We start from the raw sequence: 16,186 nt of genomic DNA on the forward strand, positions 1-16,186 counted from the left end.
CGATGAGGCCTTCCTGGATGCCGACCAGGGCGGTGGCGTGGGTCAGGTTCGGGAAGTATCCGATGCGGACCTCGGACGCGGAGAGCTTCTTGCCCTCGGCGCCGGCGGGCGCGGCCTTGTCGGCCGGCTTGTCCTTTGCGGCATCGGAGCCGTAACCGCAGGAGGCGAGCAGCAGGGGAAGCGTCGCGGTGACGGCGATGGCGCGCAGGGCGGTGAGCGGTCTTGCAGCAGACACGGAAGTGTCCTTTCACGGGATGGCGTTCAGTGAGGTGGTACGGAGGCGGGTGACACGGGCCGGCGACCCACGCGGCGCCGCGCCCGCTCCCGCCCGTCCGGCGTGGGGGCGCGGTCAGGGGCTGGGCGACGGTCAGGTGCGGGACGCCCCGGAAGCGGATGGGGAGCCCGTGCAGCGCACACACGGGTGCGCGAAGGCGCGCGGGTGGGGAGGCCGGCCGAGGGGCCCGCCGGGCGACGGCGAGCGGGACCGCGCGCCCGCAGGCGCTCCGATCCGCGCGGGGGGCGGGCCGAGGAAGGAGTCAGGCGGGCTGACAGATGGCGCTGGACGTACGGACCAGGTCGATGTGCCGACGGGAGGTCAAGGGCGGCATCCGGCGTGCGTGATGCGGTGTTCGCACGGCCACCCCCCTGTTTCCTGGTTTTCCCACCTGGTTGGTAGGCATAGTGGCAGACGGCAACAGCCGCCCCAAGAGGTTGACCACATCCTGGACGCTCAAATCTCGCGATGCGAGAAGGCGCAGGTGGTTCGGGGGTCAGGGATTGGTCCAGGCCTCAGGGGTGCGGGCCAGCGCGGATACGTCGGCGGGCAGTTGGGACGACGCGACGTCGGCGAGCGACACACCGTCGAGGATCTCGCGCACATTGGCCCGCAACGCGATCCACAGGGGGAGGAGCGCCTCCGCGGGGCCGGTGTAGGACAGGTCCGGCGGGCGGACCCCGCGCACCGAGACGAGCGGTCCGTCCACGACGCGGATGACGTCGGCGATGCTGATGGACTCGGCCGGCTTGGCCAGGCGGTAGCCGCCGTTGCCGCCGCGCCGGCTGAGCACCAGGCCGCCCCGGCGCATGTCGTTCAGGATGCCTTCGAGGAACTTGTGCGGGATGTCCTGGGCTTCGGCGATCGCCTCGGCCTTCAGTGGCCCGTCCTCCTGTGACCCGGCGAGCTGCAGTGCGGCACGTACCGCGTAGTCCGCCCTGGCTGAGATCCGCATACCGGCATTATCCCGCACACCTTCGGCCGACTCCCGTCGCGGGTGGACCGGCGGCCGGGACGCGTGTCCACGCCGGGTCGTGGTGGACACGCGTCCCGAGGGCGCCCGGGGTCAGTGGAAGGTCGCCGCCACCGCGCGGTGGGAGCCGTTGAGGTAGTGCTCCCCGATGGAGCGCAGGCGGTGCGCGGCGGGGTGGTGGGCCGTCAGGACGCGCGCGTTGCGCCAGAAGCGGTCCAGGCCGGGGGCGTCCGCGAGTTCCAGCACCCGCGCGGTGATGTGCAGGGCCGCCTTCGACGTCACGGTCTCGGCCGTGGCGACCAGGGCGGCGACGCCGGCGAGTTCCTCGTCGTCGAGCCGGGCGCCCGTGTCGAGGGCCTGCGCCATCACCTCCGTCGCCCGGTCGACCACGGCCGTGGCGGTCTGGGCGGCGGAGGCCAGCTCCCCGTACGTCAGGAACAGGTCCGGGTCCGTACCGGGCAGCCGGTGCGCGCGGCCGCCCCTGCTGAGGTCGCGCGCCTCGCCGAGGGCGCCCTCGACGATGCCCAGGCCGACGTGGCACAGGGCGAGCCGGAGCGCCGGCTCGGCCAGCGCGGTGAAGGGCGCGGTCGACTCCTCGTCGTCCGGCCGGCGGCCCAACACCTGCCCGGGCGCGAGGGTGACCCGATCGAGGACCACCTCGCCCGCGCCGACGACGCGCTGCCCGAGGCGGTCGTGGGCGGGCTCGATGCTCACGCCCCGCGCGCCGGGCGGGATCAGCACGGTCAGGACGTCACCGGTCACGGCGCAGCGGGCGTCGACCACGATCTGGTCGGCGACGGCGACCGCCGTGTCCACGAACCGGGACCCGTTCAGGACGTGGCCGTTGTCGCGCGGCCTCAGGGTCAGGTCCGGCCCGTCGGCGTCGGCATCGTCGGGCGCGAGAGCGCGGAACGCGCCGGTCCACAGCCACTGCGCGCGCGCCGACTCCTCTTCGAGGGCGTCCGCCTGATGGCGACTCGCGTGGAAGCGCCCGCTCCACGCGTGGACGTAGTGACGGGCGAGCACCTCGCCGATGGAGCTGTCCGCCGTGGCGATCCTGCGGATGACGGCGCACCCGGCGCGCCAGTCCGTTCCGCGGTCCGGCGCGGGGGGCGTGAGGGCCGCCAGGAGGCCGGCCTCGCGCAGCCGGGCCACCTCGTCGGTCGGCGGCCTGCCCGCCCGGTCGCGGGCGATGGCGTCCGCGGCGAGGTCGTCCGCCACGTCGCGGACGGTACGCAGGAGTACCCGGCGCCGCTCGGCGGCGGACGTGCGGTCAATGGTGTCCGGTGTCGTCGGCACGGGCGTCACCGACAGGCCCGGATGCCGCCGCGTGGCGCTGGACGGACGGCGGTGCCATGGGGGATGGCAGTGGTCATGTCGGCTACTCCGGGAGCGTTGTCGGGTGGCGTCGGCCGAGCGGGGCGGGCGCGGAGGCGGGGGAACCCGCGGGGCCGGGGGTGCGGGCGGGACGCCGGCCGTTCGACCGAGCCGCACCGAAAACCCCACCTTTCCCATCGGATTGCTAGGGATACTCGCCCGAAGTGGCCTTCCAGGCAAGGGGATGACCGCATGATGGACAGCCAGGTCTCGGCATGGAAGACGCCGTCGGCGCGGTGGAAATGGCGGCGGGTCGCCCGGCCGGAGTATTTCCTATCAGATCAGTAGGAAAGTATTGACGCGCTCCCCCCGGGCACCTCACGATGTGCCCATGCCCCCGTCGCAGCCGTTGCTCGTACGCCGCAGGCACATCGACTTCCGTCGTGTCGCCGGCGCGGTCTGCCGACCCTTCTAGGTCCTCCTCGCCAGGGCATCCCTCCTGACGCGTGCCGGTCTCCCGGCCGCGTCTCCCGCTGGACGGCCTCGCGCTGGACGTCCCTGCGCTGGACGTCTTCTCGCCGTACGTCCTCGCTCTGTACGTCTCTTCCCCACGTCGCGGACGGCCGGCGCGCGTTCCCTCCTCACTCTCCGCGCGCCGAAGGCGCCGAAGGCGCCGGGGGCAGCCCGGCATGCGGCGCGCCGCCGGCCCACACGAACCGGCCGCCGCGCCGCACGCCCGGCCGCGGCCGAACACCCGCTGTCCGCACCCCGCTCCGAGCAGCCGAAGGGGCTCATCATGACCACCGCACTTCCCACGCCCTCCGCCCACCGTTCCCCGGCCTCCCGACTCCACCTGGTCGGCGACCGCCCGCCCGGCACCTCCGTACGGGGGACCGGCGACGGCCGCGTCGGATACCTCGTGTTCCTGCCCGCGGACGTCGACCCGGCGGCGCTGATGAGATCGCACGGCATACGCCCGGAGGGCCGGCCCCTGGAACCCGCGAGGCCGTCGGCCCCCGTGCCGGAGCCGGCCCCCGAAGCCGTCCACTTCGACGGCGCCCTCCGGATCGACCGGGCACGTCGGCTGGTCGAGGTCGACGGGCGCGAACTGGATCTGACGTACATGGAGTTCGCCCTGCTGACCCACCTGGCGACCCACCCGAACACGGTGCACACGCGCGATGCGCTCATCTCGGGCATCTGGGGCTACGGACGCATCGGCGACGGCCGTACCGTCGACGTCCACATCGCCCGGCTGCGCCGCAAGCTCGGTCCCGCCCACCGGGGTCGCATCTCCACGGTGCGCCGCGTGGGCTACAGGTACGTGCCCGATCACCGGTAACCCCGGCTCCGGCCCGGTCGAAGCCGAGGCGGGAAGGAGGATTCACACGCGTGTCTCCGGAGGAGATGGCCGAGTGGCCGACACGGTGGACGCCGTGAACCTCTGCGCGCCCGGTGGGCCCGGGGAGCGCCACCCCTCGACCGGGTGCGTGCCGCGCCGGTCGTGTTCTCGCGAGGGTGACGGAACGCGACCGCGCGTCTCGGACCGGCCGGGCGGGGGTAGCAGTGAACCGGCCGCGGGTAGCCGTGCAGCAGGCGACAGAGGAGCAGCGGTGAGTGAGACATGAGTGAGACGGGACCGTTCGTCGTTTTCGCGAACTTCCTCTCGGACCTGGCGGTGGACCTCGGTGAGGGGTCCGTCCTCACGCAGTGGGCCCAGCAGGCGCCGCGCAAGGCGTGGCTGCTGCGGCCCGGGGACGTACTGGTCACTCCGGTGCCCCTCGGCAGGGAGTTCCTGCGGTACGTGTGCGACCTGACGGGGGTGCCCCGGGAGACGGTCACGGTCGTCGAGGTGCCCCCGTCCGGCGCCGTCCCCCTGGCGCGGGCGGTACGCGACGCCGGGCTGGCCGAGCACGTTCGGACTCTCGCCGGTGACCGCGGCGCGGCGCTGCTCCCGACGGCGCTCGACGCGTCGGCCATCGCGTTCGCCCGGGACCTCGGCCTCACGGTGCACCCCTATCCGACGGTCGACGCCGCCGCGGCCGCGCTGAAGACGACCATGTTGCTCAACACGAAGGCCGGCTTCCGCGAGGCGGCCGAACACTTCGGGATGCGGCTGCCGGCGGGGCGGGTGTGTCGGCGCGCCGAGACGGAGGGCGTGGTCCGCGAGCTCCTGGAGGACCACGAACGGGTCGTGGTGAAACCCGACCGGTCCGCGGGAGGGCACGGGCTGCGCTTCGTGTGCCGCGAGGACCTGCGGGGCGGTGCCACCCTGGAGCTGGACACCGTCGGCGGCCCCGAGGGGACGTGGGTGGTCGAGGAGTGCCTCGACGTGGCGGAGTCGGTGAGCATCCAACTGGAAACCACCCCTTCCGGGACGCGAGCGCTGTTCAGCGGTGCGATGCGTACCGCCGCCGGATCCTTCACGGGGTACCTCTCCCCGCTGCCGCCGTCCTGCGCGCGACAGGCAGACGAGCTGGAGAGGTGGGGGACGGCCCTGGGCCGCCATCTGGCGGACCACGGCTACGCCGGACCGTTCGGAGTCGACGCGCTCGTGAACGCGGACGGAGTGGCGTACGCGAGCGAGAGCAACATCCGCCGTACGGCCACCACCACCCCCCACGCCATGGTCACCCGCCTGACGGAGGGCTCGCCCGTCACCCGTCCGGCCTGGTCGGTGGCCACGGGACGGGCGCGGCGCCCCTTCGACTTCGCAGGAGCCCTCGATCGGCTGCGCGAACACGGTCTCGCCTTCGACCCGGCGAGCGGCGAGGGCGTCGTCCTCTACGCGGACGCTCCGACCGACGGCCGCTCCTGGCGGTACGCGGTGATCGCGGGGAGCGCCGCGGACGTGGCGGAACGGGAAACCGCGCTGGCCGGTGCCCTCGACTTCGAGGGCGGCTGACCCCGGACGCGAGGCGGCCTGCCCCCTGGCGCCGTTCCCGTGCCGGAATCCGCACGTCAATCCCACGAACACGGGTAGACGCAGTGGACAGAGCCGCCGGCCCGCCGTGTTCGGCGCTGACGGACGACGGAAAGTGACTTCTGATCATGAATGCGCGACAGACGGTGCGCCCTCCGCCCGCACCGACGGAAGCCGGCAGCGACTTCGCCCGGCTCTCCAGGAAGATCCAGGCCGCCGGGCTGATGGCCCGACGCCCCGGCTACTACACACTCCGCATCGCCACCGTGACCGGCCTCTACGCCACGGGCTGGGTGGCGTTCGTGCTGATCGGCGACAGCTGGTGGACACTCCTCGCCGCCGCCTTCCTCGCGTTCGTGTTCGGCCAGGTCGCCCTGCTGGCCCACGACGTCGCGCATCGGCAGGTCTTCCGCCGCCGCAAGACCGGCGAGCTGTCCGGGCGTCTCGCGGGAAACCTCGGCATCGGCATGGGGTACGGCTGGTGGCAGGCCAAGCACACCCGACACCACGCCAATCCGAACCACGAGGACCTCGACCCCGATCTCGACCCGGACATTCTCGTCTTCACGCAGGAACAGGCCCGCGCCGCGAAAGGACTGCCGCGACTTCTCGGCCGTTCCCAGGCATTCCTGTTCTTCCCCCTGCTCACGCTCGAAGGCTTCAACCTGCACGTATCCGGAATCCGGTCGCTGGCCGACAAGGCCCTGAAGAACCGCGCCTGGGAGGGCGCCCTCCTCTTCGCGCACATCGCGGCCTATCTCGGCGCCCTGTTCCTGGTGCTTCCGCCCGGCAAGGCGATCGTGTTCCTGCTCGTCCACCAGTGCCTGTTCGGCATCTACCTCGGCTCCATCTTCGCCCCGAACCACAAGGGGATGCCGACCCTGCGGGGGACGGACCGACCCGACTTCCTGCGCCGCCAGGTGCTGACCTCCCGCGACGTGCGGGGCGGCCTGTTCACCGACATCCTTCTCGGCGGCCTGAACTACCAGATCGAGCACCACCTCTTCCCGAGCATGCCCAGCCCGCACCTGCGCAGGGCCCAGGCGATCGTGCGCGGCCACTGCCAGGAGCTCGGCGTCAGCTACCTGGAGACCAGCCTCATCGAGTCCTACCGGCAGACCCTGGCGAGCCTCCACCGCGCCGGCGCGCCGATCCGCGAGGCCCGCACCGCCTGACGCCACCCGGCCCGTGTCCGTGCGGCACCCCGGTCGCCGGCGTGTCGACTCGATTCCGCGCAGAATCTCTCGCCCTCCCGGCGGGTGGCCGATTGTTCGTCGGGTAGTCGCGTCATGAAGAATTCCGACGAATCCGACAAATGCGATGAATGCCGTCGAGCGCCACCCGTCGAGACCAAGGAGAGGTCCACGATGACGAACGACCCCCGAAGAGACCGGAACCGTGCGACGACGGGGCGGACCGCGACCGCCACACCGGGGAGCGCCGACCCGAGGTCACCGTTCGCCGCCCGAGGGGCGGCCCCACCGCCCTTCCGCCGCGGCCGGGGGTACCGGCGATGAAGGCGGCCACCCTCGCGTACAAGCCGTTCGGACTGGCCCTCGGCGCCGCGGGCGGCATGATGGCGGGCGTCGTGTTCAAGCAGATCTGGAAACTCGTCGAGGGGGAGGGGGACACCCCGAACGCCACGGACGAGGACCGGACCTGGCGGCAGATCCTCATCGCCGCCGCCATCCAGGGCGCGATCTTCGCCGTGGTCAAAGCCGCGGTCGACCGCTCGGGCGCCGTCGCCGCCCGGCGTTTCACGGGCACCTGGCCGGGCTGAGCGGCGGTCCCGAGGTCGACCTCGCGGGGGACATCGAGACGACGGGTCGGGCGAAATTCCGTCGGATTCTCTGAAGATCGATGCGATGCGGGTGGAGCGCCCCATACAGGGAAGCCGCTCCGTGTCGCGAAACTGCCGCGGTCCACTCCGTGGGCCGCGTTCGAACCCGGAGGTACGCGGTGCCCAGTACGGCTCTGTCCTTGGTCCCGTTGCCCGCCGGTTTGGTGGCCCTGTCGGGGGTCTACCAGCCGCAGGCGGATACCGAGCTCCTCGCCGAGGCACTGGCCCACGAGGACATCGGCCCCCGCACGGACGTCCTGGAGATCGGTACGGGCACCGGCATGCTGGCGCTGAACGCCGCGGCCCGAGGGGCCCGGGTCACGGCGGTCGACGTCTCCTGGGCCGCCGTGACCACGGCCCGACTGAACGCCTGGCGTCACCGGCTCCCGCTGCGCCTCCTGCACGGGGACTTCGAGGCCCGCACGGCGAGGCGCCGCTACGACCTGGTCGTCACGAACCCGCCGTACGTACCGGCTCCCGGCGACCGGCTTCCCTCGCGCGGCCCGGAACGGGCCTGGGACGCAGGCCCCGACGGGCGCCGGGTCATCGACCGGATCTGCGCGGGCGCCCCGGCCCTGCTGCGCCCCGGCGGCGTCCTGCTCATGGTCCATTCGGGCATGTGCGGTACCGAGGAGACCCTCGCCCGGCTGACCGGCGTGGGGCTGGCCGCCGAGGTCACGGCGACGGCCTCCGTGCCCTGGGGGCCCGTCCTGCGCTCGCGACGTCCTTGGCTGGAGCGGCAGGGCCTGGCCGCCGAGGCCGAGGAGTGGGAGGAACTGGTGGTCATCCGCGCCCGCGCCCGGCGGGCCGGTGACGACGCGACCGCTCGCGCGAACGGTGGCACGATGACATGAGCCGCCGGCGCCGGCGCGCGTGTCCACCGTGGAGACGGCAGTACCGACGCGCGAGCACCGCGCGCGCCCGCCGCGACAGGCGGCAGGCCCGGCCCGAGACGAAACAGCCACCACGCACGAACGCGTCACACGGTGCAGCGCACCGTCCGCTCCGGCAGAGGGATTTCATCCATGGCCGTCCGCAACCAGCTGATCCACCGTCCCCCGCACGCCGTGTGGGCGGTACTCGCCGACCCGAACCGCTACGAGGAGTGGGTGGTGGGACCGTCGGATTCCAAGCCCCTCGACCAGACCTGGCCCGACGTCGGCTCCCGACTGGGCTACACCGTCCGGCTCGGCCCCTGGTCGACGGAGGGCGTCACCACGGTCAGGTACGTCGAACCCGGCAGGGAACTGGAACTGGAAGCCTCGTTCAAGTCCCTGGGCACGGCGAGGATCTTCCTCCAGCTCAGGCCGTGGGGCGAGGAGACCCTGGTCATCTGCGACGAGCACCCCCTGCGCGGGCTGGGCGGAACCCTCCACAACCCGGCTGTCGAAGCGCTTCTCCAGCTCCGCCACCGGGGGATGCTGGCCCGCCTGGCCAGGGTCGTGGAACGGGGCCGCGCCGCGGAGAAGGACCTCGTCGTGGAACAGGACCGGACGAGGACCGGCCGTGCCTGACGCGGTGGTGATCGGCGCCGGGCCCAACGGGCTCGTGGCCGCGAACCTCCTGATGGACGCCGGCTGGAGCGTGGAGGTCCTGGAGGCCCAGCCGGAACCGGGCGGCGCCGTGCGCAGCGACCGCGGCGTCCACCCCGACTACGTTTCCGACCTGTTCAGCGCCTTCTATCCGCTCGCCGCGGCCTCTCCCGTACTCGCGCACCTCGACCTCGCCGCCGAGGGCCTGCGCTGGAGCCACGCCCCGCGCGTGCTGGCGCACCCGCTGTTGGACGGCAGGTGCGCGGTCCTCGAACGCCGGGTGGAGGACACCGCGGCAGGACTGGAGGCCTTCGCACCATCCGACGGCGCCGCCTGGCAGGACATGTACGAGGTGTGGAGCCGCATCGGGCCCGATCTGGTCCAAGCCCTGTTCACGCCCTTCCCGCCGGTCCGAGCAGGGCTGCGCCTGGCGGCCCGGCTCCGCGCCGCCGGCGGCCTGCGACTGGCCCGGAAGCTGGCCCTGCCGGTGCGCCGGCTGGGCGAGGAGGAGTTCGCGGGGGAGGGCGGCCGGCTCCTGCTGGCCGGGAACGCCCTGCACGCCGACCTGGCCCCCGAGGCCGCGGGCAGCGGCGGCTTCGGCTGGCTGATGTCGATGCTCGGACAGAGCCACGGCTTCCCCGTCCCCGTCGGCGGCTCCGGCGCGCTGACCGGGGCGCTCGTGAGCCGACTGCGCCGCGGCGGGGGCGTGCTGCGCTGCGGGGAGCGGGTCACCTCCGTCGTCGTTCGAGGCGGCAGGGCGGTCGGGGTGAGGACCGCGGGCGGGGAGACGACCGCCGCACGCCGGGCCGTACTGGCCGACACCTCGGCGCCGGCCCTGTACCGGGACCTCGTCGGCGAGGAACACCTCCCCGCCCGACTCCTGCGGGACCTGGAACGATTCCAGTGGGACTTCTCGACCTTCAAGGTCGACTGGGCGTTGTCGGGCCCGGTGCCGTGGGCGGCGCCGGGAGCGGCGGGCGCGGGCACGGTCCACGTGGCCGACGGCGTGGACGGCCTGACCCGCTTCGCCGCGCAGCTCGCCGTGGGGCAGGTCCCCGACGAGCCGTTCGCCCTCTTCGGCCAGATGACCACCGCCGACCCCGGCCGCTCACCCGCCGGCACGGAATCGGCCTGGGCGTACACCCACCTCCCGCAGCACATCACCTCCGACGCCGGCCCCGACCGGATCACCGGCCGTTGGGACACCCGGGAACAGGAAGCCATGGCCGACCGCGTCGAAGCGCAGGTGGAACGGTTCGCACCCGGGTTCCGCGCGCTCGTCCGCGCCCGCCGGATCCTGGCCCCCACCACCCTCCAGGCCATGGACGAGAACCTCCACAACGGCGCCATCAACAACGGCACCACGGCCCTGCACCAACAGGCCATCTTCCGGCCCACCCCCGGTACCGGCCGGCCCGAGACCCCCGTGAGGGGCCTGTACCTCGCGTCCGCGGCCGCCCACCCCGGAGGCGGCGTCCACGGCGCGCCGGGCGCGAACGCCGCCCGGGCGGCCCTGCGCTCCCGAGGCGTGCGGACCGTCCTCCACCGCGCCCAGCGGGTCTGATCCGGGCGGGCACACGGATCGCCGACCGGACCGCGAGACCCGGCACCGGGCTCAGGTGCGGCGGCCCCGGCCCACGGCGAAGGCGACCAGGATCCCGGCGAGGACCCCCCACACGACACCCTCGCCACCCGCCTGGATCCAGCCGACGAGGCCGAGGATCACAGCGGTGCAGGCCCCCGCCGCGAGGGACCGGGCATCACGCAGGAAGGCCCACTGGACGCGGCCCGCGCCGGGTTCGCCCAGTTCGGCCACGGCGGTCTTGACGACCAGCGCGGCCACCACGATCGCGACCACCACGAGGGTCGTCTCCACACATGCTCCCGACGTCGTTCCACTGGCGGCCGGCGGGCGTCACGGGTTCGGTCGGGGCCGGCGCCGACCGTCCGTTCCTCGTACCGGTGACGCGTCTCTTGCTCGTACAGGTGACGGTAGACCCTGTCGCGGCGCCGCAGAAGTGCGGCGCCGCAGCAGCGTGACGGCGAGGACGAGGGCGAGCGCGGCCCCGTAGGCGACGTTGCTCGGCGCTGCCCCGTGGCCGAACACCGGGGCCGGCACGTAGACGGCGGCGCCCGCGAGCGCCACGCCGAGCCACTCCCAACGACCATCCAGGGCCACGAGGGCGATCAGCAGCAGGGCGTACCAGGAGTAGCCGGGAGTCAGGAGCACGAAGGACCAGCCGACGACCGAAAGCGCCCCGCTCCAGGGCCGCCGCGGGTCCCCGCGCCACATCACGTGGACGCACACGCCGGCCACGACGACGAGGAGCACGGGGAACGCCCAGGAGTCCGGCAGGACCAGACGCAGCAGCGAATAGCGGGACCCCGACGCCGGGTCGTCGTAGCCCTCCTCCCGCACGTAGCCGTCGAGGTAGCCGAAGACGGAGCTGTGCGAGAGGAGGGCGTACGGCAGGTAGGCGAGGGCGGTGAAGGCCGCGGCGGGCAGGAGCACGACGGCCGCGTCCCGGATCCGCCGGACGCCCGACAGGGCGCCCGGCAGGACGATCGCGGGCATCAACTTGGTGGCGACGGCGGCGCCCAGCAGCAGCCCGCCGCCGGCCCGGCGGCCGGGCGCCCGGGAGGCGACGAGTCCGAGGCCGACGACCGCGAGCAGCGTGCCCAGCACGTCGACGTGCGCGTTGTTGACGGCTTCGACGGGGACGGCCGGGCACCAGGCCCAGTACGCGGCCCGACGCGGGTCGCGGCCCCTGCGCCGCAGAATGGCCAGCACGGCGCCGGTCACCGCGAGGGAGATCAGGGCGCCGCCGACCTGGAAGGCCTTGTGCCGGACCCCCGGCGGCGACAACCGGTCGACGGCCAGGAAGTACCCCTCCGCGACGGGCGGGTAGATGGTGTGGACGCCCGGCCGGTTGATGCGGGTGCAGTGGGGCGCGCCGCCCGCGCGGGGCAGGGGGACGAGGTCCGGTCCGCCGCAGGCCGCCCCGCCGGGGAAGAGCCACGGATCGCGCAGCCGCGCGAGCTCCGCGTCCTGGGGCGCGTGGTCGTACGGCGAGATCCCGGCGGACTGCACCCGGCCGTCCCAGGCGTACCGGTACGAGTCGGTGCTCGTACGGGGCGGCGCGACCAGCCCGGTCACCGTCACGGCGACCGCCCCGGCGAGGACCAGCGGCAGCAGGTGGCGGGCCGGGACGCGGCGCAGCGCCACCAGGGCGAGGGCGAACAGGAGCCAGCAGACGGCGTACCCGGCGAACAGGCCGACCGGGTCGCTGAAGACACCGTCGTACCGCACGGTGAGGACGAGGGCGGCGACGAGGGCGGCCAGGGCGGCGGAGGCGAGGGCGGTGCGCGGGTTCACAAGGCGCAAGCGTTCCAGGAGGAGCCCGCCCGGCGGTGCCCGACGCCCCTGACGTCCGCGTTTCGTAAGGTGTCGAACCCGCTCGGGCACGCGGCGGCGGGGGTGTGATGGGGACATGCGTCTCACTCTCCCCCCGGGCCCGCCGATCACCTTCAAGGCGAGGCTCCACGACCCACGCACGGCCACCGCGATCGGCCGTTGGCTTGCCCTGGCCTTCGCCGCCTGCTTCGCGACCGGCGTCCTGAGCCACTTCCTCCAACACCCCCCGGGATGGCTCGCGGACCATCTGCCGAGCCGCCCGTACTGGGGCTACCGGCTGACCCAGGGCCTGCACGTGGCTTCCGGCATCGCCGCGATCCCGCTGCTGTTCGCGAAACTGTGGGTGGTCTACCCGCGGCTGTTCGCATGGCCGCCCGTACGGTCCGTCCCGCACGCGCTGGAGCGCCTGTCGGTGGCGGTGCTCGTCGCGGCCGCCCTGTTCGAGCTCTTCACCGGCCTGCTGAACACCTTCCAGTGGTACCCGTGGCCGTTCAACTTCGTGCCGGTCCACCACGCCGTCGCCTGGGTCGTCATCGGCGCCCTGTTGCTGCACATCGCGGTCCAATGGCCCCGGATCCGGGACCACTTCACCCTCGGTTCCCCCGGCACGCTGTCGCTGCCCGAAGCCGACGGACCGAACCGGCGGCACCTGCTCTCGGGGGTGGCGGCCGCGGTGGGCGCTGTCACGGTGACGACCGCCGGGCAGTCGGTGACCGCGCTCGACCGGCTGACGCTGTTCGCCCCGCGCAGCCCGGCGTACGGAGTGCGAGGACTGCCGGTGAACCGTACGGCCGAGGCGGCGCGCGTCACCGAGGCCTCGCTGACCGACTGGCGCCTGACCGTGCACGGACCCCGCCCGTTCGCCCTGACCCTGGAGGAACTCCACGCACTGCCGCAGCACGAGGTGACGCTGCCCATCGCGTGCGTCGAGGGGTGGAGCACGTCGGCCCGCTGGACGGGGGTACGGGTCCGCGACCTGCTGGAGCGGGCGGGAGGCGACCCCGGCTCGCGGGCCCGGGTGGTGTCGTTGGAGGCGTCGGGCGCGTACCGGGTGATGGACATGGGGCGCCAGTACGCGCGGGACCCCCTCACCCTGCTCGCCCTGCGCATGAACGGTGAGGTGCTGTCCCTGGACCACGGCTACCCGGCGCGGATCATCGCCCCCAACCGGCCGGGCGTCCTCCAGACCAAGTGGGTCGGCCGACTGGAGGTCGTGTGATGAGGTCCCGATACGCGCTCGGAGCCCTCGGTCTCGCCATGACGGCCTGGGGCGGGCTGCTCCTGGTCCGGCAGCCCGAACCCTGGCGGATCGCCCTGTGGCTCGCGGGAGCGGTCGTGGTGCACGACGGGTTCGTCGCCCCGCTGGTGATGGCGATCGCCGCCCTGACCGCGGCGGTCGGACTCCGGCCGCGGGGCGCCGCGCGCACCGCCCTCATCGTCGCGGGTTCCCTCACCGCCATCGCCCTGCCCCCGCTGCTGCGCCCCGGCGGCGTGGCCAACACGACCGTCCTGCCGCTGGATTACCCGCGCAACTGGCTGCTGACGATGGCGGCGATCGTCGCGCTCACCGTCCTGTACACGGGCACGCGCGCCGCCCTGCGCCGGGCGGGCCGGGGGCACTGAGCGGGGCGGACGCCGCCCCCGGCCGGATGAGTGCTCCGGCCGGGGGCGGCTGTCCCCGTGTGCGGCCGACCGGCGGCCGACCGTCGGTGTGCCGCCGTTCCGTGTGCGCCCGACCGATGTGCGGCCGATCGGTGTGCGGCCGTCCCGTGCGCGGCCGACCGGTGTGCGGCCGTCCCGTCTGCCGCCGACCGGTGTGCTGCCGATCGGTGTGCGGCCGTCGGTGTGCCCCGGCCGTCCGGTGGGTGCCGTCAGCGACCCAGGTGCACGAAGTGCCGGCCCGCCGCCTGCCAGGAGCCGGCCGCGTTCCAGCCCGCGCCCTCCGCCGCCGCGCACAGGGCGCGGGTACCGAGCCTGGCCCACCGGAAGGGCGCCCCCCGCCCGCCGTGCCCGTCGTCGACGTGGACCTCGACGCGTTCGTCCACGTCGGCGCCGACCACCTCCACGAACAGGGCGCCGTCGGGAGCCGTGAGTTCGGCCGCGCGACGCAACAGCGCGGCGGGGTCGCCGCCGATCCCGATGTTGCCGTCGATGAGCAACACCGCGCCCCAGCCGCCCTCCCGCGGCAGCGGATCGAACACCGAGCGGCACAGGGCGCTGCCGCCCGCCCGCACGGTGCGCTCCACGGCGGCCGGTGTGACGTCCACACCGAGCGCCGTGCGGCCCCGGCGGGCGAGCGCGGCGACCAGCCGGCCCGGGCCGCAGCCGACGTCGAGGACCGGACCCCGGCAGCGCTCCAGGACGGTGTCGTCCGCGGTGTCCGGCTCCGCGCACCAGCGTTCGACGTCCAGGGGCAGCAACCAACCGTCGCCGCGGCGCAGGAACAGGGGGCCTTGGCCGGCGCGCAGCGCGTCGGCGTACGGGTCGGCCTGCCAGGTGCGGGTGGGTTCCAGGAGCCGGACGGTCATCGCGTCACCGCGCACAGGCCGGCGTGCAGAGCCGCGAACCGGGTGGTCGGCGCGGCGGCCGCGACGCGTGCCGCGTCCCTCGGGGTGTCCACGTCACACAGCTCGGGCAGGTCCCGCACGGCCAGTCCCGCGTCCGTCAGCCGCAGCCGCTGCACCTCGCCGGTGTGCGGTACGGACATCGGGACGCCGCGCAACAGCTCCGGGTCCGGGTCGGCGAGCCCCAGGGCCCAGAAACCGCCGTCGTCCGCCGGCCCGAACCAGGCGTCCGCGTCCGTGAAGTCGAGCCCCTGCCGCAGCAACTCCGGGGTGACCTGAGGCGTGTCCATCCCGATGAGCAGGGCCGGTCCGCCCGCCAGGGCGAACGCCGCCGCGAGACGGACGTCGAGGGGACCCCCGCACTGCCGGCGTACGTCGATGCCGGCCGGCAGCCAGGGCCCCGGCTCCCCGTCGAGGACCAGGATCCGTCGGCGGGCCGGGGCCGCGAGAACGGCGTCGAGGGTGTCGCGGAGCGCGGCGCGGGCCAGGTCTGCGGCCTGCTCGGGGGTGAAGTGAGGAGTCAGCCGGGTCTTCACCCGCCCGGCGACGGGGGCTTTGGCGATGACGAGGAGGGTGCTCACGCGGCGATCCCCTCACTGGGTGCGTCACGGGTGCCGGGCGTCTCGCCCAGCACCCGGCGCATGTCCCGTACGGCGTGCCAGGTGCCCCGCCAGGTCCCGGTGACCTTGGACTTCCCCGAGCGGGGCAGATAGGGGACGTCCGTTTCGCCCACCCGCCACCCCGCGTCGGCGGCCCGTACCACCATCTGGAGCGGGTACCCGCTGCGCCGGTCGGTCAGGGCCAGGTCCAGCAGGGCCTCGCGGCGCGCGACCCGCATCGGACCGAGGTCGTGCAGCCGCAGGCCGGTGCGGCGGCGCAGCATTCGGGCGAGGGCGAGGTTGCCGGCCCGGGCGTGGACCGGCCACGCACCGCGACCCCGGGGCCGGCGCCGGCCGAGCAGCAGATCCGTCTCGCCGGCGGCGACCCGGGCCGCCATGGGGGCGAGCAGCCCGGGATCGAGGGAGCCGTCGCAGTCGCAGAAACAGACCAGGTCGGCGCGCGCGGCCAACAGTCCGGCGTGGCAGGCGGCCCCGAATCCGCGTCGGGGCTCGTGGACGACCGTGGCGCCGAGGGCGCGGGCGATGTCGGCGGAGCCGTCGGTGGAACCGTTGTCCACGACGATGGCACGCCAGCCGGCCGGCACCCGGGCCAACACCCAGGGCAGCGCCGCCGCCTCGTCGAGGCACGGCAGTACGAGGTCCGCGCGGGGCGGAGCACAGGCAGATTCAGTCACCCTCCACACCGTAGGAACCGGACAGCCGGAAAAGCCGATTCAAGACCTTACGAA

General features: G+C 74.0%; 18 protein-coding genes and 1 pseudogene. 10 read left to right on the forward strand and 9 right to left on the reverse strand.

Annotation, left to right across the window (positions count from 1 at the left end; translation table 11 throughout):
• The 4 genes and pseudogenes from ACIRO3_RS18625 to ACIRO3_RS18640 all read right to left on the reverse strand — a co-directional run.
• Positions 1–235, reverse strand: a pseudogene (locus ACIRO3_RS18625) (sulfate ABC transporter substrate-binding protein); the annotation flags it as partial.
• 301 nt (positions 236–536) lie between these two features.
• Complete coding sequence (locus tag ACIRO3_RS18630; RefSeq protein WP_404137824.1) at positions 537–680, reverse strand: putative leader peptide; 144 nt, start codon at positions 678–680, stop codon at positions 537–539.
• Positions 681–770: 90 nt separating this feature from the next.
• A complete protein-coding gene (locus tag ACIRO3_RS18635; RefSeq protein WP_361781041.1) occupies positions 771–1,229 on the reverse strand; it encodes an Rrf2 family transcriptional regulator in 459 nt (152 codons plus the stop codon).
• Between the two features lie 111 nt (positions 1,230–1,340).
• A complete protein-coding gene (locus ACIRO3_RS18640; protein WP_404137827.1) occupies positions 1,341–2,546 on the reverse strand; it encodes an acyl-CoA dehydrogenase in 1,206 nt (401 codons plus the stop codon).
• Positions 2,547–2,955: 409 nt separating this feature from the next.
• Between ACIRO3_RS18640 and ACIRO3_RS18645 the strand changes: the two genes are divergently transcribed.
• From ACIRO3_RS18645 to ACIRO3_RS18680, 8 genes are all read left to right on the forward strand, one after another.
• The gene (locus ACIRO3_RS18645) at positions 2,956–3,039 is read left to right on the forward strand and encodes a putative leader peptide (protein WP_404138486.1); all 84 of its coding nucleotides are present in this window, start codon (positions 2,956–2,958) and stop codon (positions 3,037–3,039) included.
• A 321-nt stretch (positions 3,040–3,360) separates the two neighbouring features.
• Positions 3,361–3,906: a winged helix-turn-helix domain-containing protein gene (locus ACIRO3_RS18650; protein WP_404137830.1), complete on the forward strand. Its 546-nt coding sequence runs from the start codon at positions 3,361–3,363 to the stop codon at positions 3,904–3,906.
• A gap of 282 nt (positions 3,907–4,188) precedes the next feature.
• Positions 4,189–5,469 carry a peptide ligase PGM1-related protein gene (locus tag ACIRO3_RS18655; RefSeq protein WP_404137833.1) on the forward strand — a complete coding sequence of 427 codons (1,281 nt, stop codon included), beginning with the start codon at positions 4,189–4,191 and terminating at the stop codon, positions 5,467–5,469.
• Positions 5,470–5,615: 146 nt separating this feature from the next.
• Positions 5,616–6,662, forward strand: coding sequence for a fatty acid desaturase family protein (locus ACIRO3_RS18660; protein WP_404137837.1), 1,047 nt, complete (start codon positions 5,616–5,618; stop codon positions 6,660–6,662).
• Between the two features lie 338 nt (positions 6,663–7,000).
• A complete protein-coding gene (locus tag ACIRO3_RS18665) occupies positions 7,001–7,267 on the forward strand; it encodes a DUF4235 domain-containing protein (RefSeq protein WP_361781026.1) in 267 nt (88 codons plus the stop codon).
• Positions 7,268–7,461: 194 nt separating this feature from the next.
• The gene (locus ACIRO3_RS18670) at positions 7,462–8,181 is read left to right on the forward strand and encodes a HemK2/MTQ2 family protein methyltransferase (RefSeq protein WP_404138489.1); all 720 of its coding nucleotides are present in this window, start codon (positions 7,462–7,464) and stop codon (positions 8,179–8,181) included.
• Between the two features lie 171 nt (positions 8,182–8,352).
• Positions 8,353–8,841, forward strand: coding sequence for an SRPBCC family protein (locus ACIRO3_RS18675; protein WP_365999549.1), 489 nt, complete (start codon positions 8,353–8,355; stop codon positions 8,839–8,841).
• Complete coding sequence (locus tag ACIRO3_RS18680; RefSeq protein ID WP_404137840.1) at positions 8,834–10,423, forward strand: phytoene desaturase family protein; 1,590 nt, start codon at positions 8,834–8,836, stop codon at positions 10,421–10,423. Before ACIRO3_RS18675 ends, ACIRO3_RS18680 begins: the two co-directional genes overlap by 8 nt.
• A gap of 51 nt (positions 10,424–10,474) precedes the next feature.
• Here ACIRO3_RS18680 and ACIRO3_RS18685 read toward each other — a convergent pair whose 3' ends face one another.
• On the reverse strand, positions 10,475–10,735 hold the full coding sequence (locus ACIRO3_RS18685; RefSeq protein WP_404137843.1) for a hypothetical protein: 261 nt from the start codon (positions 10,733–10,735) through the stop codon (positions 10,475–10,477).
• A gap of 39 nt (positions 10,736–10,774) precedes the next feature.
• Positions 10,775–12,235 carry a glycosyltransferase 87 family protein gene (locus ACIRO3_RS18690; RefSeq protein ID WP_404137846.1) on the reverse strand — a complete coding sequence of 487 codons (1,461 nt, stop codon included), beginning with the start codon at positions 12,233–12,235 and terminating at the stop codon, positions 10,775–10,777.
• 115 nt (positions 12,236–12,350) lie between these two features.
• On the opposite strand from ACIRO3_RS18690, the gene ACIRO3_RS18695 reads away from it, so the two are divergent.
• Both ACIRO3_RS18695 and ACIRO3_RS18700 read left to right on the forward strand, forming a co-directional pair.
• A complete protein-coding gene (locus ACIRO3_RS18695; protein WP_404137849.1) occupies positions 12,351–13,493 on the forward strand; it encodes a molybdopterin-dependent oxidoreductase in 1,143 nt (380 codons plus the stop codon).
• Positions 13,493–13,897, forward strand: a complete 405-nt coding sequence (locus tag ACIRO3_RS18700; protein WP_404137852.1) for a hypothetical protein — start codon at positions 13,493–13,495, stop codon at positions 13,895–13,897. The genes ACIRO3_RS18695 and ACIRO3_RS18700 overlap by 1 nt, the downstream gene beginning before the upstream one ends.
• Before the next feature lie 248 nt (positions 13,898–14,145).
• Here the strand turns inward: ACIRO3_RS18700 and ACIRO3_RS18705 are convergent, their stop codons facing one another.
• The 3 genes from ACIRO3_RS18705 to ACIRO3_RS18715 are packed head-to-tail and all read right to left on the reverse strand — an operon-like array spanning position 14,146 to position 16,132.
• Complete coding sequence (locus ACIRO3_RS18705; protein WP_404137854.1) at positions 14,146–14,802, reverse strand: class I SAM-dependent methyltransferase; 657 nt, start codon at positions 14,800–14,802, stop codon at positions 14,146–14,148.
• On the reverse strand, positions 14,799–15,419 hold the full coding sequence (locus tag ACIRO3_RS18710) for a DUF2064 domain-containing protein (RefSeq protein ID WP_404137857.1): 621 nt from the start codon (positions 15,417–15,419) through the stop codon (positions 14,799–14,801). Before ACIRO3_RS18710 ends, ACIRO3_RS18705 begins: the two co-directional genes overlap by 4 nt.
• On the reverse strand, positions 15,416–16,132 hold the full coding sequence (locus ACIRO3_RS18715; protein ID WP_365999541.1) for a glycosyltransferase family 2 protein: 717 nt from the start codon (positions 16,130–16,132) through the stop codon (positions 15,416–15,418). The genes ACIRO3_RS18710 and ACIRO3_RS18715 overlap by 4 nt, the downstream gene beginning before the upstream one ends.
• Positions 16,133–16,186: the final 54 nt, after the last annotated feature.

It is taken from the genome of Streptomyces sp. NPDC102278, from assembly GCF_044766345.1.
In the GTDB taxonomy this organism is placed as follows: Bacteria; Actinomycetota; Actinomycetes; order Streptomycetales; family Streptomycetaceae; genus Streptomyces.

Bases quoted from the DNA above. Each gene is read 5' to 3' on its own strand.
- ACIRO3_RS18630 (WP_404137824.1), bottom strand. From the start codon at position 680: ATGCCTACCAACCAGGTGGGAAAACCAGGAAACAGGGGGGTGGCCGTG.
- ACIRO3_RS18635 (WP_361781041.1), bottom strand. From the start codon at position 1,229: ATGCGGATCTCAGCCAGGGCGGACTACGCGGTACGTGCCGCACTGCAG.
- ACIRO3_RS18645 (WP_404138486.1), top strand. From the start codon at position 2,956: ATGCCCCCGTCGCAGCCGTTGCTCGTACGCCGCAGGCACATCGACTTC.
- ACIRO3_RS18650 (WP_404137830.1), top strand. From the start codon at position 3,361: ATGACCACCGCACTTCCCACGCCCTCCGCCCACCGTTCCCCGGCCTCC.
- ACIRO3_RS18655 (WP_404137833.1), top strand. From the start codon at position 4,189: ATGAGTGAGACGGGACCGTTCGTCGTTTTCGCGAACTTCCTCTCGGAC.
- ACIRO3_RS18660 (WP_404137837.1), top strand. From the start codon at position 5,616: ATGAATGCGCGACAGACGGTGCGCCCTCCGCCCGCACCGACGGAAGCC.
- ACIRO3_RS18665 (WP_361781026.1), top strand. From the start codon at position 7,001: ATGAAGGCGGCCACCCTCGCGTACAAGCCGTTCGGACTGGCCCTCGGC.
- ACIRO3_RS18675 (WP_365999549.1), top strand. From the start codon at position 8,353: ATGGCCGTCCGCAACCAGCTGATCCACCGTCCCCCGCACGCCGTGTGG.
- ACIRO3_RS18695 (WP_404137849.1), top strand. From the start codon at position 12,351: ATGCGTCTCACTCTCCCCCCGGGCCCGCCGATCACCTTCAAGGCGAGG.
- ACIRO3_RS18700 (WP_404137852.1), top strand. From the start codon at position 13,493: ATGAGGTCCCGATACGCGCTCGGAGCCCTCGGTCTCGCCATGACGGCC.
- ACIRO3_RS18705 (WP_404137854.1), bottom strand. From the start codon at position 14,802: ATGACCGTCCGGCTCCTGGAACCCACCCGCACCTGGCAGGCCGACCCG.